This window comes from Cuneatibacter caecimuris, assembly GCF_004216775.1.
Taxonomy (GTDB): domain Bacteria; phylum Bacillota; class Clostridia; order Lachnospirales; family Lachnospiraceae; genus Cuneatibacter; species Cuneatibacter caecimuris.
This window is the reverse complement of record NZ_SGXF01000009.1, coordinates 35,265-61,483: the sequence shown is the minus strand read 5'-3', so window position 1 is coordinate 61,483 and position 26,219 is coordinate 35,265. Positions and strand designations below refer to the sequence as shown.

Below are 26,219 nucleotides of genomic sequence, written 5' to 3'. Positions count from 1 at the left end.
ATAGAATGCCCGATTTTACTATCCTAATTTCCTAAAAATTAAATTTTTTTCAACTTAGCGAAGCTGGCAAACATGCTTCGCACACCGCAGCGGTCAAAATTCACGGTCACTTCAAAGTCTTTTTTAGCGTCCTCAATTCTTTCAACTGTTCCCGGGCCGAATTTTATGTGCTTTACGCGGTCCCCTACCTGATAGTCCAATTTATCCATTTTCTGCACCGTAAAGGTTTTCCCAATGGAAGAAGCAGGTGTAACGGGAGATTTCTTCGGAAGGTCAAAGGCTGTAGGAGAGGGCTTTCCATAGGTTTTTGTCCCGAAGCTTTCGGAAGGGCTTCCTCCAAATCCAGCTCCGGCAGCCTTTCCAACTCCAAAGGACGATACAGAAGATTCCTGCTTTCTGCGCTTCTCCTCTTTTCCGTCCTGATATCCGCTCCACTGCCGGTATGTAAGGTTTTCTTTCTGGTCCAGAAGCAATGGCGGAATTTCCTGTAAGAATCTGGAAACCATATTATATCTGGTCTCTCCCCGCACAGTCCGCAGCCGGGCCGCTGTCAGCGTCAGGTGTTCCATAGCTCTGGTGATGCCCACATAGCAGAGTCTCCGTTCTTCTTCCAGATCAGAAGCATCGTCTGATTCAATGGACATATAGCTGGGGAACAGTCCGTCCTCCAGGCCGCACAGATATACCCTGGGGAATTCCAGCCCTTTTGCGCCGTGCAAAGTCATCAGAATCATCCTGTCCGCGTTCTGATCCAGGCTGTCAATATCTGCCACCAGAGCCACTTCTTCCAGAAAACCGCTGAGAGTGGGGGCCTCCGCGCTGTCCTCATAATCAGCCGCTTTACTGATCAGCTCCTCCAGATTCTCCCTGCGCTGCAATGCCTTTTCTTCCTCTTCGTTGGCCTCCAGCTCTTCCAGATAGCCGCTGGTTTCCAGCACAGATTCAATCAACTCATGCACCGGCAGATAATCTGCCTGCGCCCGGAACACCATGATTGTATTAACAAAAGAACGGATTTTTCCGGCTGCCTTCCCCAAAGATGCGATCTGCTCCGCTGCCTGCAGAGCATCAAAAAAACTGAGTTCATGTTCATCCGCATAGGCCGTCACACGCCCCACAGAAGTTTGTCCGATTCCCCGCTTAGGCACATTCAGAATCCGCTGCACTGCAAGGTCGTCCGCACCGTTATCGATGGTTTTCAGATAAGCCAGGATATCCTTGATCTCCTGTCTCTGATAGAAATTTACGCCGCCGATCAGCCGGTAGGGAACGTTGTGGGATACGCAGGCTTCTTCAAATGCGCGGGACTGGGCATTTGTGCGGTAAAGCACAGCGCAGTCCTTATAGCTGCATTCCCCTGCGTTCACCAGCTTCAGCACATCCATGACCACCGCCTCGGCCTCGTCATACCCATTATCGAACTGGCGGAACTTAACCAATTCCCCCGCGCCGTGATCCGTCCACAGCTTTTTCTCTTTTCTCCCTTTATTGTGCCGGATCACCTCATTGGCAGCATCCAGAATATTCTGGGTGGAGCGGTAATTCTGCTCCAGCTTGATCACCCGGGTGTCCGGAAACTCCTGTTCAAAGTTCAGTATATTGGAGATATTCGCTCCCCGGAATTTATAGATGGACTGATCGTCGTCTCCGACCACACAGAGATTCTGATATTTGCGCGCAAGAAGCTGGATGAACTGAAACTGTACTGTATTGGTATCCTGGTACTCATCCACCATGATATACCGGAAACGATTCTGGTAATATTCCAGCACCTCTCCGTTTTCCCGGAACAGCTCCACCGTCTTCACCAGAAGGTCATCAAAATCCAGCGCGTTATTGCTCTTCAGCTGCTTTTGGTATTCCGCATAGATCTTTGCCACTGTGATCTGGCGGTACTCCTCGGTCCGCTGCGCCCTGCGCATCATTTCTTCCGGTGAGATCATATCATTTTTCGCCGCGCTTACCGCCGAAACCATAGCCCGGTCTTTATACATCTTGGGGTCCAGGTCCAGCTTTTTCAGGACCTGGCGCATCAGCGTCTTTTGATCGTCGGAATCATAGATTGTAAAATTGGTATCATATCCCAGAAAATCAATGTGCCTGCGCAAAATACGCACACAGGTGGAATGGAAGGTGGCCACCCAGATACTCTCTGATCCGAAGCCTACCAGTTTATCCACTCTCTCCCGCATTTCATCCGCAGCTTTATTCGTAAAGGTGATGGCCATAATATTCCATGGATTTACACCCTTTTCCTCAATTAAATACGCAATTCTGTGTGTCAGCACTCTGGTTTTGCCAGAACCTGCGCCCGCTAAAATCAGCAGGGGGCCATCTGTATGAAAGACGGCCTCCTGCTGCACGGGGTTCAGGGTATCGTAAATGCTCATCCTGCTCTCCTGTTTTCCTGTCTTTTACCGCATTCTGCGGCAATGCTACACTTAAATCAATTTCTGCCCGCAGTTGGAACAGAATTTCGCTCCGTTTACAGGCGTACCGCAGTTGGGACAGAATTTCGGCCCTGCTCCGGCGGCGGCGCTCTGTCCCTGTTTTGTCTGTCCGGCCATCTGTTCCGCCATCTGGTGCCCCATCATCATGCCCATCTGCATTCCGGCCATGGACGCCGCAGTCTGCCCCGCAGCATTTCCGCCGGGCTTTGTCAGCGCATCCGCCATAGCCATCTGCTGATACCGGCCCAAATCGCCCATCATGGACTGTGCGGCCGCTTTCTTCTGCATTTCCTGAACTTCTTCCGGATAGGAAACGCTCTGGATCTGGAATCCGGTGATCCCAATGCCCAACAGCTGCATCTGCATATCCAGATCCGTACAGATACCGCCGGAAATCTCCGCCGCATTTGCCTGCAGGTTGAAAATGTCCTTTCCTTCCCGGGAAATCCACTTCATCAGCAACTGGTCCACTACAGAAAGCACCCGGGTCTGCACATCCGCTACCCGGTAATCATCTTTTATCCCGGCAATCTTGTCGATCAGAGCCTGATAGTCTGCTACCTTGAACTGAAAGTTGCCGAAAGCGCGCACAGGCATGCCTCCGGGAAGTCCCGGAGCCTGAAGGCTGATGGCATTTTTCGTGCCCCATTTTACAGTAAACTCTCTTGTATTGATAAACAGGACCTCTGCCCGCATGCCGGAATTAAAACCAAATTTAAACCCTTTCAGTGTAGATAAAAACGGCACGATTTCCGATTCGATATCAAAACTGCCTTCATCGGTAAATACGCCTTCGATCTTTCCATTGAACATGAAGATCGCGTCCTGGCCGGGGCGGATGATCAGCTTGCTGCCCCGCTTGATCTCGTCATTATGCCATTTCCAAAAAATCACGTCATCCCGCTGTTCCTGCCATTCCACTACATTGGACAGCTGGCCGCCAAATAATCCCATTTTACTTCCTCCGTATTACTGCAGGCCCATCTTAGCCTTCAATGCCGCCAGCTCCGCATCCACATCAGAATCCGGCGCTGCGTCATATTTCGCTGCCAGATCCTCCACCGGGTCCGCAGAAGAAGAATTATTCAGCTCTGCCATCGCGTTGGCCTGATCCAGCATTTTTTCCGCTTTGGCTTCCATTCTGTCGAAAGCTGACAAACTGTCCGCAGCGCCGCTGACGCTGGAACCGATCTGGTTGATCTTCTCCTGTGCTTTTGCCGCGGCCACTTTTGCCTTAATGGTATCCCTGCGGGCATTCAATGAAGAGATATCGTTTACCAGTTTATCGTGCATCTGGCGCATCTTCACAGCATTGGCCTGTGCAATATCGCTGGCCTGCTGCAAGGCCGCCTGTTTCTGAACCAGCTGGTTCTTCTTCATCAAAAACTGTTTCGCATCAGCTTCATTCCCGGCTACAATCGCCTTTTCCGCATAGCTCTGCATCTTGGCCACTTCAGCAGAACATTCGTCCAGCTCTCTCTTGGCTCTGGTCGCATCCGCCATCACGGAAGCAGTTTCAGCTTTCACTTTGCCCAGATCGGATTCCAGGTTGCGCAGATACTGGTCGATCATTTTTGCCGGGTCCTCCGCACGGTCCAGCAGCGCGTTAATATTAGCTGACATAATGTCCGCAAATCTCTGAATTATTCCCATTTGAAATATCCTCCTTTAATTGTGGGTTGATGGTCAACTTCATGTTTCGTCTATTATAATATATTTCTCAGGGATTGTCACCTAAAATAAATGTGCCTTAAAACATTTCCCCAAACTTCTTTTGTATATGGTGGATATTCCGTAAATATTGTGATAAAATTAATCTTAATACTTGGTTGCGGAACAGGAGGTTTCATATGGGATTTCTGATTATTGCAGTTTCTATTTTTGTTGGGGAGCTTTTCATCAAAAGCGCGTTGGACCGGCCCTGGAAAAAAAGCGGGCCGAAGGAATTGTTTCACGGACGGGTGCGGGTACAGACCGCCAGGAATTATGGACTTGTTATGAACCATTTAGATGAGAATCCGGAACTTCCTGCCTGGATCTCCGGAATTATTTTTATGATATCCCTGATTTTTTATTTTCCCACTCTTTTCAGGAAAAAAGTGGGAAAAGCCCGCCGGCTGGGCGCAGCCCTTCTGCTGGGGGGAGCCGCCAGCAATGTGTATGACCGCTGGCGCCAGGGTTATGTGGTGGATTATTTGACTGTCTGTTGGAAAAAGCTGAAAAAGATCGTGTTTAACTTGTCTGACCTCTGCATATTTGCTGGTACTTTTTTGTTGTTTATTACGGAATTCCGGAATGGAAAGAAGGGGAAGTGATTTTTACTGCATATTGGCTCTGAAGGGAGTCGCGGGGAGACGGCAGAGAAAACTCCGGAGGCTCGATGCCTTACGGCAAATAGCCTCCTCCGTTTTTTCTGCCGTCTCTCTGCCTGGGGCTTTCTGGCCTGGCTGTTTGGGAGAGTTTCTTGTTTTTTTGCAGCGCAAAAGCAGAAGTGCAAAATCGTAATTGGGTGAAAAAGAAAGCTGCTTTGTGAAGATTTTTCAATCGTTCCCGCGGCAGCTTTTTTGTATCATTTTTATTCTGGGAGTCGGAGCAAACGTCTTATATGTCCTGATAAAGGTTAACAGATATCGCCGTAAAGTGGCTTAAATATAGGTTTTCTCATTCAACAAGATTCTACTTCTAAATTTAATTCTTTAAGAAATTTAATCATATCAGACTTAGCTCCATTTTTGCTTTTATGAGTTTCAATGTAATATCCATCAAAAATTATAGGAGCAAAAAATGCTTTTCCATTGATATGTTTACCGTCTTTATTTTGTAAATATCGTTTACTTCCAGTTTTAAATGGAATCAGTTGTTCAAATCCAATATCGTTTTCAGTAAGGTAGTCAAAAATACCACGGTAAAATGATTTGACTGTATTCGCCTCTATTTTTAAATTGTAAAAAATTTAAATATCATCCTCTTTGTGTTCTTTCCCCATCTTCTCCTGTTCTTTTACCGCCTCGTCTATCGCTTCTTTCTGTACCAGCCGGAACAAAGTCGCTTCTGTTTTGGACAGTTTCAGGCTCAGTCCCAGGCATTTCACAATAATCAGCAGCAGAATAAACAGGTATACGAAGTTTACCGGCGACTGAATGCCGATGAGCTCGGCGCAGAGCGTGGGCAGCCCTGGGAAAAGTCCGAAGCAGAAGATAATCAGAGAAAACAGAATCCAGAAAATGGAATCTTCAATACGCATCTTGGAATGTCTGATCTTACCCAACACATACCCTGCGAAAGCAACAGAACCTAAAATTAAGATGATTCTCAGCACTACACTCATTTGTTTTTCCTCTCTTTTTTCACTTCCGGAATGCCTGTATGAAAATAATGGAGATTGCCATTCGCAGCATATATCCCATGGACTTCCAGGGATTCAGATAGCTCTCTCCCGCAATCCGCTCCGCCATCTCCACCTGCACCTCGGAAACCCTGGCCCCTGTCTTGATCAGATAAGAAATCGTATCCGGTTCCGGTCCAAAATTGAAGTTATGGACAAATTTCTCGATAGTAGCCCGGCTGAACACTCTCATGCCCGAAGTGGGGTCTTTTATCCTGACCCGGGACACCAGAAAAATGCAGGCTGAAATAATGCTGCTTCCCAGCATCCGCAGGCTCTTGTTCTTCTTCTGCGTCACAAACCGGGAACCGATCACCACATCCAGCCCCTTGTCCAGTTCCTGCACCAGGCTGTCCACATACTGGGCCAGGTGCTGCCCATCCGCGTCAAACTGAAGCGCAGCATCATATCCCTGCTGATAGGCATACAAAAACCCTGCCTGGATCGCTCCTGTCAACCCCAGGTTCACCGGAAGATCCAGAAGGCTAAAACCGTTTTCCCGGCAGAGCTGGGCAGTATGGTCTGAGGACCCGTCGTTTACCACCACATAATCATAATCCGGGCAGGTCTCTTCCAGCCCCCGCACCACCCGCACAATATTTTCTTCTTCATTATAGGCCGGAATAATTATCAGTACATTCGATTTTTTACTCATAGTTCATTGCTCTTTTCACTGGTTGAATAAATTTTTGTAATCAGTTTCGCTACAGGACCGGGCCAGAATTTCCGGAACATCTGATAGTCCTCCTCTGAACGCTGGTTATCCTGAATGATATTGGAAGTTTCAGAACCGGAATGAATTCTATGGGCCATCAGCGCCTGGGGAATGTATACAAATTGTCCCTTCCGCCTGGATATTCTTTCCCATGCCTCCCAATCCTCATTGCTGCGGAAACCTGTGGTGAATATGACCTCCGGCAGGTTTTCTCTGGCAAATGTGACAGATGGACAACAGATGCATGATCCCATAGAGAGGACTCTGCGCCTGACCCAGATGCGGTTCTGAAAGGCTTTCAGCCGCAGCGGCGACAGCATTAATCGCTTCACCCGGAGCAGTGTATTTTTTAATACAAATTTCCCATCCCGCAGTTCGCAGTAATCACAAAACGCGATCAGCGGGAGCTTTGACCTTTCCATTGCGGCCAGTACAGTTTCCGCATACTTTTTCATATAAATATCATCCTGATGCGCGATCGTCACATATGGTGTACTGACCTGGCTGTATGCGAAATTCCAGTCCTGCACAATCCCATGCTCCCCTTTATTTACTGCCACCGGAATATGATATTTTTCCGCCAGACCTTCAATCATTGGATTCGGCGTGGAAGTTGCGAGCAGTATTTTGCTGCGCACTGTCTGATTTTTCAAAGACCTGATACATTCCTCCAGGTACTCGCTCTCCTGATAAGCGCAGATCACAAATGTATGCTGATTTGTTTTATCTGTCATTATTCTGTCTGCCTCTTTTTCCAAAATTTCAATATCTCTACTATAAATAAAAACATTCGGGCTGTCAAGCTGTTCTTCCTCTGGAGGGTTTTGCTGCAGGGGGAATGCTGTTTCCTATGTGAAAAAATCTCGCTCGTGGGATTCCCCGCCTATGGCGTGTTGCTTTAGCGACGTGATTCCTCACATCGCAGTGCGATACCCCGGAGGGTTTTGTTGCATGGGGAACACAGTTTCCTATGCAATAAAAAGCGGCAGCCGCCACACTGGCTACGCTGCCGCTTACATTTCCTGCATATTACTTATTTGAAAAAACCTCTTTTTTTCTTAGGCTCTTCTGCGCTCTTTTCGCCCATGGCTTCCGCATAGCAGCGGAGCGCCTCCTTCTGCTCTTCGTTCATCCTGGTCGGTACCTGTACCACCAGCGTCACATAGTGGTCACCCCGGACCTGCCTGTTTCTGAGAGAAGGCACGCCTTTCCCCTTCAGCCGGACCTTGGTGTCTGTCTGCGTTCCAGGCTTGATATCGTATTCCACTTCTCCGTCCACTGTCTGAATTCTCAGAGGACCGCCCAAAGCCGCCTGTGCAAAAGAAATCGGCACTGTGGAGAAGATATTGTATTCCTGACGTTTGAAAATCGGATGCTGGGACACCATCACTTCAACCAAAAGGTCTCCCCTTTCTCCTCCGTTCACTCCAGGTTCGCCCTTGCCGCGGATGCGGATGCTCTGCCCATTGTCGATGCCCGCCGGAACAGAAACCTGAATCTTCTTTTTTGCCTGGGTATAGCCTGTTCCATAACAATGAGAACATTTCTCTTTAATGATGGTTCCTGTACCATTGCAGTCCGGGCAGGTCTGTACATTTCGAACCATACCAAAAATAGACTGCTGCGTATAAGTAACCTGGCCTTTTCCGCCGCACTTGGTACAGGTCACCGGAGAAGTCCCCGGTTTTGCGCCGGTGCCGTGGCATTGCTCGCAAGTGTCCTTCAGGTTCAGCTCCAGCTCTTTTTCTGTGCCAAAAACAGCTTCTTCAAATGTAATCCGCACACTGGCCCGCAGGTTTGCGCCCTTCATAGGACCATTGTTCCTGCGGCCGCGGCCGCCTCCGCCAAAGAAATCGCCGAATATATCGCCGAATATGTCCCCCATATCTGCGCCGCTGAAATCAAAGCCGCCAAACCCTCCGGCTCCGCCGGCCGCGCCGTCAAAGGCCGCATGTCCGAACTGGTCATACTGCTGGCGCTTCTGCGGGTCGCTGAGCACGCTATAGGCTTCTGAGGCCTCTTTAAATTTTTCCGCAGCCACTGCATCCCCCGGGTTTGCATCGGGATGGTACTTCTTCGCCAGCTGTCTGTATGCTTTTTTCAGATCGGCGTCGGTGGCATTTTTCGGCACACCCAGCACCTCATAATAATCTCTTTTATCTGCCATGGATACCCCTTCCTGTCTGTTCTTTCAAGCAAGTTCCCGCGACGCCTCTTTTTACAACAGCATGGCAATACTCCCGGAGCGTTTTCACGCCCCTGGAGTATGCGGATTCAGAAACTATGCTTTGAATATTAAACCTCTTTGTAATCGCCGTCCACAACATCATCAGACTGATAGCTGCCGCCTGCGCCCGCATTTGCGTCGGGGCCCGGGCCTGCCTGACCCTGTGTCTGTTCATACATCTTAGCGAACAGTTTCTGGGCGCTGTTCATCAGGGTTTCCTTCTTTTCCTTTATCTCAGCGACTTCTGCATCGCTCATATTTTCAGGATTGGTCTTTCCAATCAGTTCTTTCAGCGCGTTCAGGTCCGCTTCCACCGCTGCTTTATCCGCAGCATCCAGCTTATCGCCGGCTTCTTCCATTGCCTTTTCGGTCTGGAATACCATGGAATCCGCTTCGTTGCGGGCGTCAATCGCTTCTTTGCGCTTCTTGTCCTGCGCTTCATATTCCGCTGCTTCCTTCACCGCCCGCTCGATGTCTGAATCAGACATATTTGAGCCGGATGTGATGGTAATATGCTGTTCCTTGCCGGTTCCCAGATCTTTTGCGGAAACATTCACAATACCATTTGCGTCGATATCAAATGTCACCTCGATCTGAGGAACACCGCGCCTTGCAGGCGGAATACCGTCCAGACGGAACTGGCCCAGGCTCTTGTTATCTCTCGCAAACTGTCTCTCACCCTGCACCACATTGATATCCACAGCAGTCTGGTTATCGGCAGCAGTGGAGAAGATCTGGCTCTTCTTGGTAGGAATGGTTGTATTTCTTTCAATCAGTCTGGTAGCGATGCCGCCCATGGTCTCAATGGACAGAGACAGCGGGGTTACATCCAGCAGCAGGATATCGCCTGCGCCTGCGTCGCCTGCCAGCTTGCCGCCCTGGACAGCCGCGCCGATCGCCACACACTCGTCAGGGTTCAGGCTCTTGGAAGGCTCCTGGCCTGTCAGCTGTTTTACTTTATCCTGCGCGGAAAGCATACGGGTGGAACCGCCCACCAGCAGCACCTTGCCCAGTTCAGATGCTGTAATTCCTGCATCTCTCAGTGCATTCTGTACCGGGATAGCGGTACGCTCGATCAGATCTCTGGTCAGTTCGTCAAACTTCGCCCTGGTCAGATTCATATCCAGATGCTTGGGGCCTTCTGCCGTAGCTGTGATAAAGGGCAGGTTGATATTTGTTGTCGTAGCGCTGGACAGCTCTTTCTTTGCCTTCTCAGCCGCCTCTTTCAGCCTCTGCATGGCCATCTTGTCTCCGGACAGATCAACGCCTTCTGTTTTCTTGAATTCATCTACCATCCACTGGGTAACGCGGCTGTCAAAATCATCGCCGCCCAGGTGGGTATCTCCGTTGGTGGAAAGCACTTCGATTACGCCGTCGCCGATTTCAATGATGGACACATCAAATGTGCCGCCGCCCAGATCATATACCATGATCTTCTGCTCTTTCTCATTATCCAGTCCATAAGCCAGAGCTGCCGCTGTAGGTTCGTTAATAATACGCTTTACATCCAGGCCCGCGATCTTGCCCGCGTCCTTGGTCGCCTGGCGCTGTGCGTCGTTGAAGTATGCCGGAACTGTAATCACAGCCTCTGTCACCTTCTCCCCTAAATAAGCCTCTGCGTCCGCCTTCAGCTTCTGAAGGATCATCGCGGAAATCTCCTGGGGAGAATACTTCTTACTGTCGATTTCCACCTTATAATCGCTGCCGATATGGCGCTTAATGGATGAAACTGTTTTATCTGCATTGGTCACTGCCTGACGCTTTGCGGGTTCGCCGACCAGACGTTCACCAGTCTTGGAAAATGCCACAACAGACGGTGTTGTCCTTGCGCCTTCTGTATTTGCGATTACCACCGGCTTGCCGCCTTCCATAACCGCTACGCAGGAATTTGTTGTACCCAAGTCAATACCAATGATCTTTCCCATGATTTTGTCCTCCTGAACTATATTGAATGTGTTTGTGTACGGTATCATTTATCATCACGGCGCTCATCGCCGGTGATTTCTTGTTTCATAGGAAACTTCGTTCCCTATGAAGCCAATCCCTCCGGGGGATGCGCACTGCGGCGTAAGGAATCACGCCGCTAAAGCGACACGCCGCCGGCGGGGAATCCCGCGAGCGGGATTCTTTTTCAATTCGCTACCTTTACCATGCTGTGGCGCACCACAGATCCCCGGTAGGTATAGCCTTTCTGGAATTCCTCGGCAATGATATTGTCGCCCAGCTCTTCATCCTCCACATGCATCACCGCATTGTGCAGATTGGGGTCGAATTCCTTTCCCACAGCTTCTATGGGCGCCACTTCCAGGTCTTCCAGCGTCTTCATCAGCTGTTTATATATCTTATCCATGCCTTCGGCAAAGGGATTCGCCTTCTCATCCTCAGGCACAGTTGCCAGCCCGCGTTCAAAGTTATCCACAACCGGAAGGATCTTCTCGATGATGCTGCGGGCTCCCACTTCATACATCGCCGTCTTTTCCTTCTCCGTGCGCTTGCGGTAATTGTCGAATTCCGCCATACTCCGCTTCAGACGGTCTGTCAGATCTTCGATCTGCTCATCCTTTTTATCTTTCTTATCCTTCTTCCTGCCGAAAATCCCTTTTTTCTCAGGCACGTCTTCTGCATCCTCTTCTGCCTGGACGGTCTCCTCTTCCTCTGCATCCTCTGCCGCAGAATCCTTTCCTGCGGCGTCCGCAGCTTCTTCCGCCTGCTTTGCGTCCGCATCCTCCAGAATCTCGTCTATAATATCCTTTTCTTCTGCCACGGTATACCTGCCTTTCTATTGGTTCTTTTTATAGATGGAATCCAATTGTTCTTTAACTGTCTTCAGCGTTCCCACCACTTTTTCATAGTCCATCCGCTTCGGGCCTACAATACCGATGGTTCCGCGCATACCCTCGCCCAGATCATAGTTTGCAGTCACCACGCTGCAGTCCTTCATGGCTTCCGCCGGAGTTTCTTCCCCGATATAGATCTGAATCCCTGTATTTTCTGAATCCTGCTGCAGGGTTTCGTTCAGCAGCTCTGCCAGCTGCTGTTTTTCTTCAAAAGCGCCCAACAGTTCACTGGCTTTCTGGCCGTCGCTCAATTCCGGATATTTGAAGATATTCGTGGCTCCGCTGGTATAAATCTGAGGATGTTCCTCATCCAGCCTGATCGCATTGGCCACTGCTTCCAGCACGGCCCCTACTATTCCACTGTGGTCACCTGCGGCCTCTTTTAGTCTGGTAATCACTTCCAGATTAATCTGCTCAATGGAAAGCCCGTTCAACGCGCTGTTCAGCAGCACATTCAGGGACAGCAGCTCTTCCTGGGAGATTTCCTCACAGATATCCAGGATTGTGTTTTTCACCACATTGCCATCGATCACGATGACTGTCAGCAGCTTACCGCCTTCCATCCTGGAAAGCTGAATGAACTTCAGCTTGCTCCCCCGGTATCTGGGGGCTGAAATCATAGTGGCATAATTGGTGTTGGCTGCCAGCAGCCTGGCCATCTGACTCAGCAGCACCTCCACCCGGTCCACCCGCTGGATCATCAGCTCCTTCATATCAGAAATTTCTCTGTCCTTCTCCTCCATCATCTGATCCACATAAAGGCGATACCCCTTATCTGAAGGGATCCGCCCTGCGGAAGTGTGAGGCTGAAGAATCAGGCCCAGCTCTTCCAAATCTGCCATTTCGTTGCGGATGGTGGCGGAGCTGAGATTCAGGTCTGCATATTTGGAAATGGTCCTGGAACCCACCGGCTCCCCTGTGTCCAGATATGTGCGGATAATCGCTTTCAGGATCTTCATCTTGCGGTCATCCAGATTCATTCTCCGTCGCCTCCTTTTTTATTAGCACTCGAACTTATTGAGTGCTAATATCTATATGATAAGATAGCACTGCCGCTCTTCTTTGTCAACACTTTTCGCGATTTTTTTTCTAAAGAAATCATAAACATTATAAAATGCAAAATTGTTCTAAAAATGAGATGAAATAGTCAATATCAGACTGGTTTTTCTTTTACCCATCCTCCGGCACAATGATATAATATATAGAAAATAAACTCAGGGCAAGATTCTTCTGTGAAAGAAAAAGAAAGGCAGCATCATGCAATCCATGTTCACTACCAAAGATTTAAAAAAACTGATTATTCCGCTGATCATCGAACAGCTGCTGGGCGTTACAGTAGGCATGGCGGACATCGTCATGGTTTCGGCCGCAGGTGAAGCTGCAGTATCAGGAATTTCTCTGGTGGACACGATCAATATTCTATTGATTCAGGTTTTTTCCGCTATGGCTACCGGCGGGGCGGTCATTTCGGCTCAGTATATCGGCCGCCGGGACCAGGCCGGGGCATCCCGGAGCGCGGACCAGCTCATGCTTTCTGTTACGGTCCTGGCAATTATCATCTCTGCGGCGGCATTGGCCGGCAACCGATATATTCTTCAGGGTATCTATGGGAATATCGGAACGGATGTTATGGACAACGCTGTTACATATTTCTATCTCACCGCACTGTCCTTCCCTTTTCTGGGAATTTACAATGCCGGGGCCGCACTGTGCAGATCCATGGGGAATTCCAAGGTTTCCATGAAAATCTCCTTTGTCATGAATCTTTTGAATATCTGCGGCAATATGCTGCTGATTTACGGGCTGCATATGGGTTCCGCAGGCGCTGGCGTCTCAACGCTGACCTCCCGTCTGGCAGCCGCCGTACTGATGTATCTTGTGATACATAATCAGGATTCTCTGATTCATCTGAGCCGCCGCCTGGTCTGGAAACCGGATTTTAAAATGATCCGGGAGATACTGGCAATCGGTATCCCCGCCGGCCTGGAAAACAGTATTTTCCAAATCGGAAAACTGCTTCTCTCCAGCCTAGTATCCACTTTTGGAACCGCTGCCATCGCTGCCAATGCCGTCACCGGTTCTGTGGCAGGCCTCCAGTGCATCACCGGTTCCGCTATGGGCCTGGCTCTCATCACCGTGGTCGGGCAATGTGTCGGAGCAGGATGTCTGGAAGAGGCTACGAGATATGTGAAAAAATTCCTGAAACTGGTGTATATCAGTATGGGACTGATCAATCTGTCGGTAATCCTATTTATCCCGGGAATCGTTGGTCTGTTTTCTCTGTCGCCCGAAGCCCAGGAGCTAGCGAAAACCATGATGTTCATCCACGGCGCTGGCTGTATCCTGATCTGGCCCGCATCCTTTGTCCTTCCAAACGCCATGCGGGCCGCAGGCGACGCCAAATTTCCGATGGTGGTTTCCGTCGTCCTGATGTGGGTCTGCCGGATCGGTATGGCCTATGTTTTCGCCATTGCGTTCGATTTTGAAGCAGTGGGCGTATGGCTGGCTATGATGGTGGACTGGACCTTCCGTGCCATAATCTTCCTGCATCGGATTTACAGCGGCAAATGGCTGAAAAAAGCGGCCGGGAATCATCAGGCAAATTGATGCTTCCGGCCGCCGGTTTTGCAGTTATTTTCTTCCCAGATAATGCTGGAGCAATTCTCCCAGCCTGGCGTCTTTCCAGTTCTTCTGCATCACGATCACAGTCATTCCGATAATTCCCAGGCAGACTCCCGGCGTTCTCCCCAGCAGCCAGGTACATACTGCATAGAGATTCAAAACACCGAATGCATACACGCTCCTGCGTTCATTTGGTTTTATGGACCGCATCGAAGAAAAAATTATGTACGAAGCCGCCAGAATCAGCACATGCCACTGCAGGGGCAGTAATCCCAGCAGGACGCCAAAGCTGACTGCAATCGCCTTTCCGCCTGAAAAATGCCGCATGATGGAGTAGGCATGCCCTGCCACTGGCGCCAGCAGCACCAGGCCGAACCAGGGATTCCTGATATCCAGAAAGGGCACTGCATAAGAAATCACCAGATAGCCCTTTGCAATATCACATAGCAGACAGATACCGCCCACCACAGGACCGGTTTCTTTAATCGCGTTAAAAGCCCCGGGATTACGGTCCGGACTGCTGTCGGTCACATCCACATGCTTCAGGCATTTCGGAATATAATAGCTGAACAGAACGCCGCCTGCCAGATAGCCCAGCGCTATAAATATCAGATAATTATTCTGCAGCATTTCTCTGACCCATTCCCTCATGGCTTTCCTCCTTTTGTCTTCTCATCCGTCCAGCGCCTGCTGAATATAATCGCAGATGCGGGCCGCTCCATTCTTTGGGATTTCCCTTCTCTGCGCTTCCATCATATTCACGCGCAGCTCTGAACATTCAGCCAGCTGCCAGGCAAGCGCGGCAGCCTGCTTTTCATCTTTCGCTTCCACAGACATTCCTCTTGCGGAAAAAAACTGTACATTTGCCGTCTCACACCCTGGTATCGGCGCAGAATGCACCAGCGGCACTTCCCGCACCGCAGCCTCTGTCGTAGTCAGGCCGCCGGGTTTCGTGATCAGCACATCACAAGCATCCATATAGCTTGCCGCCTGCTCTGTATAATCTACTATTTCTACCCGGCCGTCCCCTGCAAAATCTCCTCTCAGTCGGTTTTTCAGCGTTTCATTGTTCCCGCCCAGCACGTATATTCTGGTTTTGGAACTCCCTTTTTTCAACAATTCCCGGACAGTATCCGCCAGATGCCCGAATCCCATGCTTCCCGACATCAGAGTGAACACATAATCCGCATCCGCACACCCCAGCCTCTTTCTGGCCTCTCCTGTTTTCCGTTCTCCCTGAAACTGCCGGGACACCGGAATGCCGGAAGCCACCAGCCGTTCCACAGGAATTCCCTTTCCGGAAAATTCCTCTGTCAGATCAGAATGAGGAATAAAGTATACGTCCATCCGCGTTTCTTCCCAGAAAGGAATGCTGGCATAATCGGTAGCCACTGCAAAGCAGGGAATACGAAGTCCATAATGGCTGCGCAGATAGGTCATGGTTTCAGCCGGAAACAGATGGGGCGCAACCACACAGTCAAACCCTTTTCTCTCAATATACTCTTTCAGATTTTTGGCGCACAGGGCATTGGCCCAGTAAACCGGAGAGTGGATTTTGGCATTGCTGATGAAGGCGCCCACATGATAAATACACCCGAACGCCTTCGGCGCCTTCGTGGTAACACTCACGTAAATCCGCGAAGCGGTTCTGGAACTGCGTTCCCGCTTCATCGCCAGCATATCCCGCATTTCGCAGGCAATCCCCCTCCGCTCCAGCTCTTCCTTGACCGCCCTGCCCGCAGCGTTATGCCCCTGCCCTGTATTGCAGGAAAGAATCAATACATTCATCGTGTTTCCTTTCCGCCGCCGTATTCTGATTATTTTTCTTTCAGAATTTCTTCCAGAGCTTCGTAAAGCCGCTCCATCTGGTCTTCTGTTCCAATGGTAATTCTCAGCCAGCCTGAGATCCTGGGCCTGTCCCAGTGGCGCACATAAATTTCCCGCTCCTTCAGTTTGCTGAAAATCTCACCGGCGTCTTTTTCAGGGTGGTGGACAAACAGGAAGTTGGCCTGGGAATCCGGAAAAATAAATCCCAAAGAAGCCATCCGCTCTTTTGCTTTTTCTCTGGTGCGGATAATACGCTCAACAGTCTCCCGGAAGTAGGCTTTGTCCCGGACTGCCTGTACCCCCAGGCGCAGAGAGGTGCGGTTCATCGTATAGGAATTGTAGGATTCCTTCACGTCCTTCATGGCCTGGATCAGCCTGGGGGAACCGCAGGCAAAGCCAATACGCATGCCGGCCATGGAACGGGATTTTGAAAAAGTCTGGACCACCAGAAGATTTTCATATTTCTTCAGCAATGGAAGCGCTGATTCTTCCGCAAAATCCACATAGGCTTCATCTATAATAACCACAGAATCCTGATTGTGCGCCACGATATCCTCCACATCTTTCAGTGGCAGAAACAAAGAGGTGGGCGCATTGGGATTCGGAAATATGATTCCTCCGTTTTCTCTGTAATAGTCCTCTTTTCTGATCCGGAACTCCTCATCCAGCGCAGGCCGTTCAAAAGGTATCCTGAACAGATCCGCCCACACGTCATAAAATGAATACGTAATATCAGGAAACAGCACCGGCCTGTCTGAATTGAAAAAGGTCAGAAACGCCATGGCCAGCACATCGTCAGAACCGACTCCCACAAATATCTGCCCATCCTCAAGCCCATAACAGGCAGCCAGCTCATGGGCCAGTTCCCGGCAGGACGGGTCCGGATACAGGCGCAGGCTTTCCGCGTCAAAATCCCTGCAGGCCGCCTGCACCCCAGGCGCAGGCGGATAAGGGTTTTCATTTGTATTCAGCTTTATCATTTTCGGGCTGTCCGGCTGTTCCCCCGGAACATATGGCTCCACCCGCCGGATATTTTTTTCCCATGCTCTCATGTCATGCCTCCGGCTTCAGGCCATAGTCCTCTGCCAGAGCGCTGAAGGCCGGCAGAGAATTTTGAATTGTCTCGTAGGAAACACAATATGCGATTCTGACATATCCCGGGCAGGCAAAAGAGCTTCCGGGCACAATCAGAATATGTTTTTCCTTAGCTTTTGCACAAAACGCTTTTTCATCCTCTTCAGGAGACTTTACAAACAGATAGAACGCGCCCTGGGGTTTGATACATTCAAATCCGTAGGAGCGGAGGCTCTGGTACAGCAGGTTTCTGTTTCTGTCATAAGCTTCCACATCTGTTCTGGCGTCCACGCAGCGGGCGATCACACGCTGCATCAGGGAAGGCGCGTTCACAGAGCCGATCACCCGGTTTGCAATGCCCAGTGCGGCCAGCACCTTCCCGCTGTCCTCCATCTCATCAGGCACCACCACATAACCGATCCTTTCTCCCGGCAGGGACAGGGATTTGCTGTAGGAATACCCCACAAAGGTATTGGCATAGTATTTCGTCAGATAAGGCACTTCCACCCCGTCATACGCAAGTTCCCTGTAGGGTTCATCGGATACCAGGAATATGGGATGGCCGTATTCTTTCTGCTTTCTGTCCATAATAGCAGCCAATTCTTTTACTGTATCCTCAGAATACACCACGCCGGTGGGATTATGAGGAGAATTTACAATAACTGCTCTTGTCTTTTCACTGATCTTTGCTTCAAATTCAGCCAGGTTGGGCTGGAAAGTAGCGGTGTCTGGAGAGATAACCGTAAGCCTTCCGTCGAAATTGCGCACATAATTGCCGTATTCCAGGAAATACGGTGCAAAAACCACCACTTCTTCCCCGGGATTCAGGATCGTTTTCAGAATGATATTCAGCCCGCTGGCCGCGCCGCATACCATCACCAGATTTTTACCCGCAAAGGAAGTGCCGAATCTCCTGTTCAGGGACTCTGCGATGGTTTGACGGACATCCTCGTACCCGGCGTTGCTCATATAACCATGAACAAATACAGGGTCTTCTTCGTTAAGAATATCCACCAGGGCCTGTTTCACGCACTCCGGTGCTGGCACATTGGGATTTCCCAGGCTGAAATCATATACGTTTTCACTGCCAAACTCGGCAGCCATCTTTTTTCCTTCTTCAAACATCATCCGGATGGCGGAATTGTTCTCCACCAGCGGTTTCATTCTGTCAGCAATCATTTTTTGTTTCCTCCCGGCTGTATTTTGTTGTTATAGAGCTGCGAGCACCTCTGATACCTGCTCCACCTTTTCTCTGCAAATCTCATCCGTGGCAGCTTCCACCATGACGCGCACATAAGGCTCTGTGCCGCTGGGACGTACCAGAATTCTGCCCTCATCGCCCAGCTCCTCCGTTACTTTCTGTACGGCCGCCTGCACCCGCGCATCCTCCAGCGCCGCCTTTTTATCCGGCACAGTCACATTTTTCAGCAGCTGCGGGTAAATATGAACCGGCTCCGCCAGCTTGCTCATAGGCTGCTTCTTCTCCAGCATCACTTCCATCAGCTTCAGAGAGGTCAGAATGCCGTCCCCTGTGGTAGCGTACTTGCTGAAAATGATATGGCCGGATTCCTCGCCGCCGATACGGTGGCCGTTCTGAACCATATTTTCATATACATATTTATCGCCTACGGCAGTCTTTTCATAATTGACGCCGATGGCGTCAAACGCTTTATAAAGTCCCAGATTGGACATAACTGTGGTCACCACTGTATTATTTGTCAGTTGGCCCTGTTCTTTCATGTAAGCGCCGCACACATAGAGGATCAGATCGCCTGTAATAATCCGGCCCTTGTCATCCACCGCCTGGCAGCGGTCCGCGTCCCCGTCATAAGCGAAGCCGATATCCAGCCCGTTCTCCACCACATATTTCTGAAGATGCTCGATATGTGTGGAACCGCAGTCAGTGTTGATATTCAGCCCGTCCGGATCACAATTGATCACATGAGTATCCGCGCCCAGGGCGTCAAACACGCTCTTGGCAATCGCAAACGCGCTCCCGTTAGCACAATCCAGCCCTACCTTCTTGCCCTTAAAGGAACGGGTAGCCAGGGAAATCAGATAGCCGATATAACGGTTCCGGCCGGCGGAGTAATCCGTGGTGCGCCCGATCTTATCTCTGGTCGCCATGGGAATCTCACCAAAATCTCCGTCGATATAGCTCTCGATCTGATTCTCAACCTCTCCGTTCATCTTTTCGCCCGTGCCGCTGATTATCTTGATCCCATTGTCATAGAACGGGTTATGGCTGGCAGTGATCATGATCCCGCAGTCAAAGTCTTCACTGCGCACCACATAGCTGACGCTGGGTGTGGTGGTAACATGCAGAAGGTACACATCCGCGCCGGATGCGGTCAGCCCCGCCACAAGAGAATACTCAAACATATAGCTGCTTCTTCTGGTGTCTTTTCCGATCACAATGCGAGCCCGGTCTTTCCGGTCTTTGCTGAAATAGTAGCCCAAAAAGCGCCCTACCTTATATGCATGCTCTACTGTCAGCGTTACATTTGCTTCCCCGCGGAAGCCGTCTGTTCCGAAATACTTACCCATCTTTCAACTCTCCCTCTTTTTCATAATTTTAGTTGCACAACCCGGTTATTTACCCGGGCGGATTTCTTTTAAATACCGGCCCAACGCGTTCTGCCAGGAAGGCAAGCGTGAAAAACCATTTTCCTCCAGCTTATCTTTACTCATACGGCTGTTGGACGGGCGTTTGGCTTTTGCCGGGAACTCTTCGGCTTTAACCGGCGTCACTTTTACCTGGCTCATCCCTGCCTGCCGGAAAATCTCGCAGGCGAACTCATACCAGCTGCACAGCCCTTCATTGGTCGCATGGTAGATACCGTATTTGTCGCTCTCCGCCATATCCACCAGCAGCACTGCCAGATCGTAAGTATAAGTAGGGGAACCGATCTGATCATCCACTACGCTGACACAGCCCCTCTCCTCGCCCAGACGGAGCATGGTCTTGATGAAATTTTTTCCGTTTACGCCGAACACCCAGGCAATTCTGACAATAAAATATTTTTCCAGATATTTTTGGACCGCCAGTTCCCCCTCATATTTGGACTGTCCGTATACATTCAGGGGATGGCGCTGGTCATCCGGCTGCCAGGGACGCTCTCCCTCACCGTCAAACACATAGTCCGTGCTGATATAGATCATCTTCAAATCCAAATCCCCGCATACCCGGGCAATATTCTCCGTCCCCTGCGCGTTCACCTTCATACACACGTCCGGATTATCTTCAGCAGCATCTACTGCAGTATATGCAGCACAGTGGATTACCGCTTCCACCCGGGACTCTGTGATCACCCGTTCAACCGCAGATGCATCAGTGATGTCCATTTCCTCCACGTCCACACCCACTGCTTCTATTCCCCGCTTCGCGCATTCATTCATCACGTCAAAGCCCAGCTGGCCCTTGACGCCGGTCACCAATACTCTCATTCTATTCTCCTTCTGCCCTCCGGCTTCCCCCGGAATTATCAAAAGGGGCGGCCGCATTCCTGCAGCAGCCCCACCCCGGTCTTATAAACGGTTTCCGTACATGTTCTCAAAATAGTTTGCGTACTCGCCGCTGATAATATGCTTCCACCAGTCTTCATTATCCAGATACCACTGAATCGTCTGCTGTATGCCGGTATCAAACGTATACTTCGGCTTCCAGCCCAGCTCTGTTTCCAGCTTGGTAGGATCAATGGCGTAACGCCTGTCGTGGCCCGGGCGGTCGCTGACAAACTTGATCAGGCTTTCCGGCTTGTTCAAAGCCTTCAGAATCGTCTTCACCACTTCCAGATTGGTGCGTTCATTATGTCCGCCCACATTATAAACCTCTCCAACCCTTCCATTACGGATGATCAGGTCAATGGCCTCGCAGTGATCAGAAACATGCAGCCAGTCCCTGACATTGGCGCCGTTTCCATATACAGGCAGCTCTTCATCTGCCAGGGCTCGGCTGATCATCAGGGGGATCAGCTTTTCGGGAAAATGGTACGGGCCATAGTTATTGGAACATCTGGAAATTGTCACCGGCAGCCCGAACGTCCTGTAATACGCCAGCACAAACAGGTCGGCGCTGGCCTTGGAGGAAGAATAAGGGCTGGAGGTGTGCAGCGGAGTATCTTCTGTGAAAAACAGGTCGGGCCTGTCCAGAGGCAGGTCTCCGTACACTTCATCAGTGGAAACCTGATGGTACCGCTTTACCCCGTATTCTTTGGATGCGTCCAGCAGCGTGGTGGTTCCCAGCACGTTAGTCTGCACAAAAATACCCGGGTCTGTGATGGAACGGTCCACATGGCTCTCCGCGGCGAAGTTCACAACAATGTCAAATTTCTCTTTCTCAAACAGGTCCATAATAAAGGGCCTGTCGGCGATATCGCCTTTTACAAATTTATAATTCGGCTTATTCTCCACCGGCTTCAGCGTCTCCAGATTGCCCGCATAAGTCAGCAGGTCCAAGTTCACAATCTGATCCTCCGGATATTGATTCACCATATGGTGTACAAAATTGCCGCCGATAAAACCGGCTCCGCCAGTCACTAAAATTTTCATCTCTGAATCTCCTTTATGCGCTGTTACAGAAACCTCAGGTTCAAAACAGCTTATCAATATACTTTCCGTCCATCACATCTTTCAGGTAGGCTCCATACTGGTTCTTCTTATAGATTTCATACGTAGCCGCCATCTGTTCCCTGCCGATCCATCCCTGCAGATAGGCGATTTCCTCCAGGCAGGCGATCTTGCGGTGCTGATGCGTTTCCACAGTTTTCACAAAGTTCGTGGCGTCCACCAGAGATTCATGGGTTCCGGTATCCAGCCAGGTAAAGCCCTGGCCCAGAAGCTCCACATTCAGCTCTCCCGCCTCCAGATAAATCCTGTTCAGGTCTGTGATTTCCAGCTCTCCTCTGGCGGAAGGCTTCAGATTCCTGGCATACTCCACCACTTTATTATCGTAAAAATACAGGCCGGTCACGCAGTAATTGGACTTGGGATGAGCAGGCTTCTCCTCAATGGAAACCGCCTTGCCGTGCCGGTCGAACTCCACAATGCCGAAGCGTTCCGGATCGTCCACATAGTAGCCGAACACTGTGGCTCCATGGGGCTGGTTTGCCGCGGTCTCCAGACGTTTCTTCAGGCCATGGCCGTGGAAGATGTTGTCTCCCAGAATCATCGCGACGCCGTCTCCGCCGATGAACTCTTCTCCAATAATAAACGCCTGCGCCAGTCCGTCGGGGCTGGGCTGAACAGCATAGGACAGCTCGATGCCGAACTGGTGTCCGTCTCCCAGCAGTTCCCGGAAACGTGGTGTGTCATCAGGTGTGGAAATGATCAGGATTTCTCTGATCCCCGCATTCATCAATACAGATAACGGATAGTAAATCATCGGTTTGTCATAAATGGGCAGCAGCTGTTTGGATGTCACCCTTGTCAGCGGATACAGGCGTGTGCCGCTCCCGCCGGCCAAAATAATTCCCTTCATACTTGCCTCCTGATTTTCTGGTACACAATATAGGTTAGTATAGCATATTCAATATATTTTGACAAGCCTTTCCAATTTCCGGCAGTCTTCACTGCTCCCGCAGCTGTGCCGCGCCCTGTTTCACTTCTTCAATTCTGCTGTCAAAATCCTTGTCCATACCGCTGACAGATATCACATAGTAATTATCCTGTGTCTCCAGGTAAATCAGGAAAACCTTTCCTGTCTCTCCCATCCCGTTGCTCACTTCAAAACTTTCAGCAGCAGAGGACAGCGCCGCCCCGCTTTTTCCATCAGGAACCGGCTCCTTCTGTATCCCCTTCTGACTCTGCTGCAGCATTCCGCTGATCCTCTGATGATACAGCTCCGTCAGGCCCTCCAGATTCTCCACTCCTTCGGCAGCCTCTGAATTTTTAGCCATCCGCTGCACCATCACCCCCAGATCCGCGCCTTCAGGAGCTTTCAGCGAAATCACATCCGCGCTGCCTGAATCCTGACTGATAAAATCAGCCGGCGCCTGTATGGAAAATGTCCCGTCGGTATTTGAAAATCCCTTCGCATCTCCGCTCTTGCCGCAGGCTGTGAACATCATAAGCATAGCTGCAGCCATACAAGCCAGTATGGCCATTTTTTTTATCAATTTATGGTTCATGCGCCTTCCTCCTGCATCTTCATCAGCTTAGCTGCCTGATCTGCCGCAATCAGGCTGTCCAAAATCTCATCCAGATCTCCGTCCATCACTGCGTCAATCTTGTACAGTGTAAGCTTGATCCTGTGCTCTGTCACACGGCCCTGGGGGAAATTATAAGTTCGGATCTTTTCAGACCTGTCCCCCGTTCCGATCTGGCTGCGTCTGGCTTCTGATTCCTCGCTCTGTTTTTTGGAGCACTCCAGCTCATACAATTTGGCCCGCAGCACTTTCAGCGCTTTATCCTTATTTTTCAGCTGACTCTTCTCATCCTGGCAGGAAATGACGATTCCCGTGGGAATGTGGGTCAGCCTCACCGCTGAATCCGTGGTATTTACACACTGGCCGCCGTTACCGGATGCCCGGAACACATCGAATTTGCAGTCATTCATATCAATCTGTACATCCACCTCTTCCGCCTCCGGCATGATAGCCACCGTGGCCGTGGAAGTATGAATCCTGCCCCCGCTCTCTGTTTCCGGCACCCGCTGAACCCGATGCACGCCGCTCTCATACTTCAGTCTGGAAAAAGCGCCCTGGCCGGTGATCATGAACACGACTTCTTTCATTCCGCCGATCCCGCTCTCATTCACATTCATGGTCTCCACTTTCCAGCGGCGGCCTTCCGCATAGTGCACGTACATCCGGTACAGTTCCGCAGCAAACAGGGCGGCCTCATCTCCCCCTGCGCCTGCACGTATCTCTACAATTACGTTCTTATCATCATTGGGATCTTTGGGAAGCAGCAGGATTTTCAGTTCCTGCTCCAGCTCTCCGATCTCCCTGCGCGCCTGACCCAGTTCCTCCTTGAGCATGTCGCGCATTTCCTCATCCTTCTCTTCTTCCAGCATCGCCAGGCTGTCTTCCGCTGTCTGCCTGGCTTCTTTATATTTTTTATATGCGTCCACAACCGGGCACAGATCTGCCTGCTCTTTCATCAGCCGGCGAAACCGCGCCTGATTCTCTGTCACATTCGGCTCATTCAATTCCTGGAGCAGCTCTTCGAACCGTTCCAGAATGCCGTCCAGTCTGTCAAACATGGCCTGTTTCTCCCTTTCCGGGCAGGCAGGCCGCGACTACACGGTCCAGCCCCGCCAAATCCCGTATCACTCTGATTTCTTTATATCCGTATTCCGCCAAAAAGCCGCTCACCTCTGCAGCCTGGCTGCTTCCGATTTCTAAATAAATGTTTCCGCCCGGGGCCAGATAGACACTGCTTTCTTCCGCCAGCCTGCGGTAAAATGCAAGCCCGTTTTCCGGCGCGTAAAGCGCCATCCTGGGCTCATAATCCCTGACTTCCGGTTCCAGCGTTTCCAGCTCTTCTCCCGATATATAGGGAGGGTTTGAAACAATCACATCATATTTTTTCTCAGGCAGGCAGGAAAACAAGTCGCTCCTGATCCACTCTGCTTCCACACACAGCCTGCGCCCGTTCTCTCTGGCCACAGCCAGCGCTTCTTCTGAAAGGTCAGCACCCGTCCCGGAGGAAAAATCCCCCAGCTTCAAAAGGCTCAGCAAAATGCAGCCGCTCCCGGTGCACATATCCAGAAGCCGGGCTTTCGGCCTGTCCCGGAAATCCTGCAGTACCTGTTCCACCAGGATTTCAGTATCCTGCCTGGGAATCAGCACCTGATCGGTGACCCGAAAATCCAGCCCCATGAACTGCTGGCTGCCCAAAAGCTGCTGCAGCGGAACCCGCTTGGCCCGTTGGTCCGAAAGACGGCAGAAGCGCTGCCACTGGTGGTCAGGCAGCTCGGTTTCCACCCTTTTATCCAAAAGAAAATGAGTGCGGTCCATACGAAAGCAGGCTTCCATTAGATACCAGGCGTCTAATTCCGGCTCCGGCACTCCTGCGGCCGCAAAACGCGCTGCCGTTTCCTTCAGAATATCATCCGGCCTTTTTTTCATTTTTCAGCCGCCTCTTCTCCCGAAACAGCCGCTTCCATCACGGCTGGCTTCAGTCCGCAATTCTCCTCTTCCCAGCTGCGCCAGTCAAAAACCGCCTCCACCGCCGCGATGGCCACCGGAACCATATTTTCTTCTGGCTCCTTTGTGGTCAGGTTCTGCAGCCACAGCCCCGGCCTGCTCAGCGCATTCACCACCGGATTTTCAGAATTCCCTGCCAGCCGCAGGAACTCATAAGAAATTCCCGCAATTACAGGAATCAGCAAAACCCTGCTCACCAGCTTCAGCCACATGGTATCTACTCTGATAATCATAAAGCAGAAGATGCTGATCACCATCACAAACAACAGAAAACTGGTTCCGCAGCGTTTGTGCTGTTTGGAGCTTTTCATCACGTTCTCCACAGTCAGGGGGAGCCCGTGTTCAATACAGTTAATACATTTATGTTCCGCCCCATGATACATGAATGTGCGGCGGATATCCTCCATTCTGGAAATCAACAGCACGTATCCAATAAAAATCCCGATGCGCAGCAGGCCTTCCAGCACTGCCACAGCCCATTCCGGCATCCAGGTTTTCATCCAGTCCGCCGCCCATGCGGGCAGGAGCATAAACAGCCCTACAGCAAATACCACAGAGAGCAAGACTGTAACGCCGGTCAGCACCTTTTCCAGCTTTTCCCCAAACACTCTGGTCAGAAACTTCTCAAACTTACCCGGCTCTCCTTCTTCCTCTTCATAAAACCCGGCGGAAAAGGTCAGTGTTTTTGTTCCCAGCGCCAGGGAATCCGCCAGATTGAAAATCCCTCTCACAAAAGGAAGGCGGAAAAATTTGCTTTTCCCTGAAATCCCGGCATAGCTGGACTTTTCCACCTGGATTTCCCCATCCGGCTTCCTCACTGCCACTGCGTAATCTTCCTTATTCTTCATCATGATGCCTTCAATCACAGCCTGTCCGCCGATTCCTGATGAGCGCATCCCATCACCTCCGTCCGGGAAAAGATCCCATAAATC

General features: G+C 50.6%; 24 protein-coding genes. 2 read left to right on the top strand and 22 right to left on the bottom strand.

Translation table 11 applies throughout. The features are described 5' to 3' along the window. Positions 1–38: 38 nt before the first annotated feature. From pcrA to EV209_RS15230, 3 genes are read right to left on the bottom strand one after another with little or no spacing between them, the layout of a single operon-like run. Positions 39–2,390: a DNA helicase PcrA gene (gene pcrA, locus EV209_RS15240; protein WP_130436331.1), complete on the bottom strand. Its 2,352-nt coding sequence runs from the start codon at positions 2,388–2,390 to the stop codon at positions 39–41. A gap of 51 nt (positions 2,391–2,441) precedes the next feature. Next, positions 2,442–3,404, bottom strand: a complete 963-nt coding sequence (locus EV209_RS15235; RefSeq protein ID WP_130436330.1) for an SPFH domain-containing protein — start codon at positions 3,402–3,404, stop codon at positions 2,442–2,444. Between the two features lie 15 nt (positions 3,405–3,419). Then, positions 3,420–4,103, bottom strand: coding sequence for a PspA/IM30 family protein (locus tag EV209_RS15230; RefSeq protein ID WP_130436329.1), 684 nt, complete (start codon positions 4,101–4,103; stop codon positions 3,420–3,422). Positions 4,104–4,300: 197 nt separating this feature from the next. Here EV209_RS15230 and EV209_RS15225 point away from each other — a divergent pair, with 197 nt between their 5' ends. Continuing rightward, positions 4,301–4,765: a signal peptidase II gene (locus EV209_RS15225; protein WP_130436328.1), complete on the top strand. Its 465-nt coding sequence runs from the start codon at positions 4,301–4,303 to the stop codon at positions 4,763–4,765. Between the two features lie 638 nt (positions 4,766–5,403). Here the strand turns inward: EV209_RS15225 and EV209_RS15220 are convergent. From EV209_RS15220 to hrcA, 7 genes are all read right to left on the bottom strand, one after another. After that, entirely contained in the window at positions 5,404–5,778 is a 375-nt protein-coding gene (locus EV209_RS15220) for a DUF2304 domain-containing protein (RefSeq protein ID WP_130436327.1), read from the bottom strand. Between the two features lie 19 nt (positions 5,779–5,797). Next, positions 5,798–6,490, bottom strand: coding sequence for a glycosyltransferase family 2 protein (locus EV209_RS15215; RefSeq protein ID WP_130436326.1), 693 nt, complete (start codon positions 6,488–6,490; stop codon positions 5,798–5,800). Next, the gene (locus EV209_RS15210; RefSeq protein ID WP_130436325.1) at positions 6,487–7,284 is read right to left on the bottom strand and encodes a glycosyltransferase family 2 protein; all 798 of its coding nucleotides are present in this window, start codon (positions 7,282–7,284) and stop codon (positions 6,487–6,489) included. Before EV209_RS15210 ends, EV209_RS15215 begins: the two co-directional genes overlap by 4 nt. A 299-nt stretch (positions 7,285–7,583) precedes the next feature. Further along, positions 7,584–8,717: a molecular chaperone DnaJ gene (dnaJ, locus tag EV209_RS15205; protein ID WP_130436324.1), complete on the bottom strand. Its 1,134-nt coding sequence runs from the start codon at positions 8,715–8,717 to the stop codon at positions 7,584–7,586. Between the two features lie 128 nt (positions 8,718–8,845). Then, the gene (gene dnaK / locus EV209_RS15200; RefSeq protein ID WP_130436323.1) at positions 8,846–10,702 is read right to left on the bottom strand and encodes a molecular chaperone DnaK; all 1,857 of its coding nucleotides are present in this window, start codon (positions 10,700–10,702) and stop codon (positions 8,846–8,848) included. Between the two features lie 206 nt (positions 10,703–10,908). Next, the gene (grpE, locus tag EV209_RS15195) at positions 10,909–11,541 is read right to left on the bottom strand and encodes a nucleotide exchange factor GrpE (protein ID WP_130436322.1); all 633 of its coding nucleotides are present in this window, start codon (positions 11,539–11,541) and stop codon (positions 10,909–10,911) included. Between the two features lie 15 nt (positions 11,542–11,556). Then, positions 11,557–12,594: a heat-inducible transcriptional repressor HrcA gene (gene hrcA / locus EV209_RS15190; RefSeq protein ID WP_130436321.1), complete on the bottom strand. Its 1,038-nt coding sequence runs from the start codon at positions 12,592–12,594 to the stop codon at positions 11,557–11,559. A gap of 286 nt (positions 12,595–12,880) precedes the next feature. Here hrcA and EV209_RS15185 point away from each other — a divergent pair, with 286 nt between their 5' ends. Beyond that, positions 12,881–14,221: an MATE family efflux transporter gene (locus EV209_RS15185; protein WP_130436369.1), complete on the top strand. Its 1,341-nt coding sequence runs from the start codon at positions 12,881–12,883 to the stop codon at positions 14,219–14,221. A gap of 24 nt (positions 14,222–14,245) precedes the next feature. Here EV209_RS15185 and EV209_RS15180 read toward each other — a convergent pair whose 3' ends face one another. The 12 genes from EV209_RS15180 to EV209_RS15125 all read right to left on the bottom strand — a co-directional run bounded on the left by EV209_RS15180 (position 14,246) and on the right by EV209_RS15125 (position 26,183). Continuing rightward, positions 14,246–14,887 (bottom strand): glycerol-3-phosphate acyltransferase, encoded by a 642-nt coding sequence (locus EV209_RS15180; protein WP_130436320.1) that lies wholly within the window; start codon positions 14,885–14,887, stop codon positions 14,246–14,248. 21 nt (positions 14,888–14,908) lie between these two features. Then, complete coding sequence (locus EV209_RS15175; protein ID WP_130436319.1) at positions 14,909–16,024, bottom strand: MGDG synthase family glycosyltransferase; 1,116 nt, start codon at positions 16,022–16,024, stop codon at positions 14,909–14,911. A 29-nt stretch (positions 16,025–16,053) separates the two neighbouring features. Further along, on the bottom strand, positions 16,054–17,115 hold the full coding sequence (gene hisC / locus EV209_RS15170; protein ID WP_130436318.1) for a histidinol-phosphate transaminase: 1,062 nt from the start codon (positions 17,113–17,115) through the stop codon (positions 16,054–16,056). 1 nt (position 17,116) lies between these two features. Continuing rightward, the gene (locus EV209_RS15165) at positions 17,117–18,316 is read right to left on the bottom strand and encodes a pyridoxal phosphate-dependent aminotransferase (protein ID WP_130436317.1); all 1,200 of its coding nucleotides are present in this window, start codon (positions 18,314–18,316) and stop codon (positions 17,117–17,119) included. A gap of 30 nt (positions 18,317–18,346) precedes the next feature. Further along, positions 18,347–19,684 carry a phosphoglucosamine mutase gene (gene glmM, locus EV209_RS15160; protein WP_130436316.1) on the bottom strand — a complete coding sequence of 446 codons (1,338 nt, stop codon included), beginning with the start codon at positions 19,682–19,684 and terminating at the stop codon, positions 18,347–18,349. A 45-nt stretch (positions 19,685–19,729) separates the two neighbouring features. Further along, positions 19,730–20,584 (bottom strand): dTDP-4-dehydrorhamnose reductase, encoded by an 855-nt coding sequence (gene rfbD, locus EV209_RS15155; protein WP_130436315.1) that lies wholly within the window; start codon positions 20,582–20,584, stop codon positions 19,730–19,732. A gap of 81 nt (positions 20,585–20,665) precedes the next feature. Continuing rightward, on the bottom strand, positions 20,666–21,688 hold the full coding sequence (gene rfbB / locus EV209_RS15150) for a dTDP-glucose 4,6-dehydratase (protein ID WP_130436314.1): 1,023 nt from the start codon (positions 21,686–21,688) through the stop codon (positions 20,666–20,668). A 40-nt stretch (positions 21,689–21,728) separates the two neighbouring features. Then, positions 21,729–22,616, bottom strand: a complete 888-nt coding sequence (gene rfbA / locus EV209_RS15145) for a glucose-1-phosphate thymidylyltransferase RfbA (RefSeq protein ID WP_130436313.1) — start codon at positions 22,614–22,616, stop codon at positions 21,729–21,731. Positions 22,617–22,704: 88 nt separating this feature from the next. Further along, positions 22,705–23,265, bottom strand: coding sequence for a hypothetical protein (locus EV209_RS15140; protein WP_130436312.1), 561 nt, complete (start codon positions 23,263–23,265; stop codon positions 22,705–22,707). Continuing rightward, entirely contained in the window at positions 23,262–24,341 is a 1,080-nt protein-coding gene (prfA, locus tag EV209_RS15135; protein WP_130436311.1) for a peptide chain release factor 1, read from the bottom strand. Before prfA ends, EV209_RS15140 begins: the two co-directional genes overlap by 4 nt. Next, positions 24,334–25,209: a peptide chain release factor N(5)-glutamine methyltransferase gene (gene prmC / locus EV209_RS15130; protein WP_130436310.1), complete on the bottom strand. Its 876-nt coding sequence runs from the start codon at positions 25,207–25,209 to the stop codon at positions 24,334–24,336. The genes prfA and prmC overlap by 8 nt, the downstream gene beginning before the upstream one ends. Continuing rightward, on the bottom strand, positions 25,206–26,183 hold the full coding sequence (locus tag EV209_RS15125; protein WP_130436309.1) for a DUF1385 domain-containing protein: 978 nt from the start codon (positions 26,181–26,183) through the stop codon (positions 25,206–25,208). Before EV209_RS15125 ends, prmC begins: the two co-directional genes overlap by 4 nt. Positions 26,184–26,219: the final 36 nt, after the last annotated feature.

Excerpts from the sequence above, each read along its gene's own strand:
- pcrA (WP_130436331.1), bottom strand. The coding sequence starts at position 2,390 with ATGAGCATTTACGATACCCTGAACCCCGTGCAGCAGGAGGCCGTCTTT.
- EV209_RS15235 (WP_130436330.1), bottom strand. The coding sequence starts at position 3,404 with ATGGGATTATTTGGCGGCCAGCTGTCCAATGTAGTGGAATGGCAGGAA.
- EV209_RS15230 (WP_130436329.1), bottom strand. The coding sequence starts at position 4,103 with ATGGGAATAATTCAGAGATTTGCGGACATTATGTCAGCTAATATTAAC.
- EV209_RS15225 (WP_130436328.1), top strand. The coding sequence starts at position 4,301 with ATGGGATTTCTGATTATTGCAGTTTCTATTTTTGTTGGGGAGCTTTTC.
- EV209_RS15220 (WP_130436327.1), bottom strand. The coding sequence starts at position 5,778 with ATGAGTGTAGTGCTGAGAATCATCTTAATTTTAGGTTCTGTTGCTTTC.
- EV209_RS15215 (WP_130436326.1), bottom strand. The coding sequence starts at position 6,490 with ATGAGTAAAAAATCGAATGTACTGATAATTATTCCGGCCTATAATGAA.
- EV209_RS15210 (WP_130436325.1), bottom strand. The coding sequence starts at position 7,284 with ATGACAGATAAAACAAATCAGCATACATTTGTGATCTGCGCTTATCAG.
- dnaJ (WP_130436324.1), bottom strand. The coding sequence starts at position 8,717 with ATGGCAGATAAAAGAGATTATTATGAGGTGCTGGGTGTGCCGAAAAAT.
- dnaK (WP_130436323.1), bottom strand. The coding sequence starts at position 10,702 with ATGGGAAAGATCATTGGTATTGACTTGGGTACAACAAATTCCTGCGTA.
- hrcA (WP_130436321.1), bottom strand. The coding sequence starts at position 12,594 with ATGAATCTGGATGACCGCAAGATGAAGATCCTGAAAGCGATTATCCGC.
- EV209_RS15185 (WP_130436369.1), top strand. The coding sequence starts at position 12,881 with ATGTTCACTACCAAAGATTTAAAAAAACTGATTATTCCGCTGATCATC.
- EV209_RS15180 (WP_130436320.1), bottom strand. The coding sequence starts at position 14,887 with ATGAGGGAATGGGTCAGAGAAATGCTGCAGAATAATTATCTGATATTT.
- EV209_RS15175 (WP_130436319.1), bottom strand. The coding sequence starts at position 16,024 with ATGAATGTATTGATTCTTTCCTGCAATACAGGGCAGGGGCATAACGCT.
- hisC (WP_130436318.1), bottom strand. The coding sequence starts at position 17,115 with ATGAGAGCATGGGAAAAAAATATCCGGCGGGTGGAGCCATATGTTCCG.
- EV209_RS15165 (WP_130436317.1), bottom strand. The coding sequence starts at position 18,316 with ATGATTGCTGACAGAATGAAACCGCTGGTGGAGAACAATTCCGCCATC.
- glmM (WP_130436316.1), bottom strand. The coding sequence starts at position 19,684 with ATGGGTAAGTATTTCGGAACAGACGGCTTCCGCGGGGAAGCAAATGTA.
- rfbD (WP_130436315.1), bottom strand. The coding sequence starts at position 20,584 with ATGAGAGTATTGGTGACCGGCGTCAAGGGCCAGCTGGGCTTTGACGTG.
- rfbB (WP_130436314.1), bottom strand. The coding sequence starts at position 21,688 with ATGAAAATTTTAGTGACTGGCGGAGCCGGTTTTATCGGCGGCAATTTT.
- rfbA (WP_130436313.1), bottom strand. The coding sequence starts at position 22,616 with ATGAAGGGAATTATTTTGGCCGGCGGGAGCGGCACACGCCTGTATCCG.
- EV209_RS15140 (WP_130436312.1), bottom strand. The coding sequence starts at position 23,265 with ATGAACCATAAATTGATAAAAAAAATGGCCATACTGGCTTGTATGGCT.
- prfA (WP_130436311.1), bottom strand. The coding sequence starts at position 24,341 with ATGTTTGACAGACTGGACGGCATTCTGGAACGGTTCGAAGAGCTGCTC.
- prmC (WP_130436310.1), bottom strand. The coding sequence starts at position 25,209 with ATGAAAAAAAGGCCGGATGATATTCTGAAGGAAACGGCAGCGCGTTTT.
- EV209_RS15125 (WP_130436309.1), bottom strand. The coding sequence starts at position 26,183 with ATGCGCTCATCAGGAATCGGCGGACAGGCTGTGATTGAAGGCATCATG.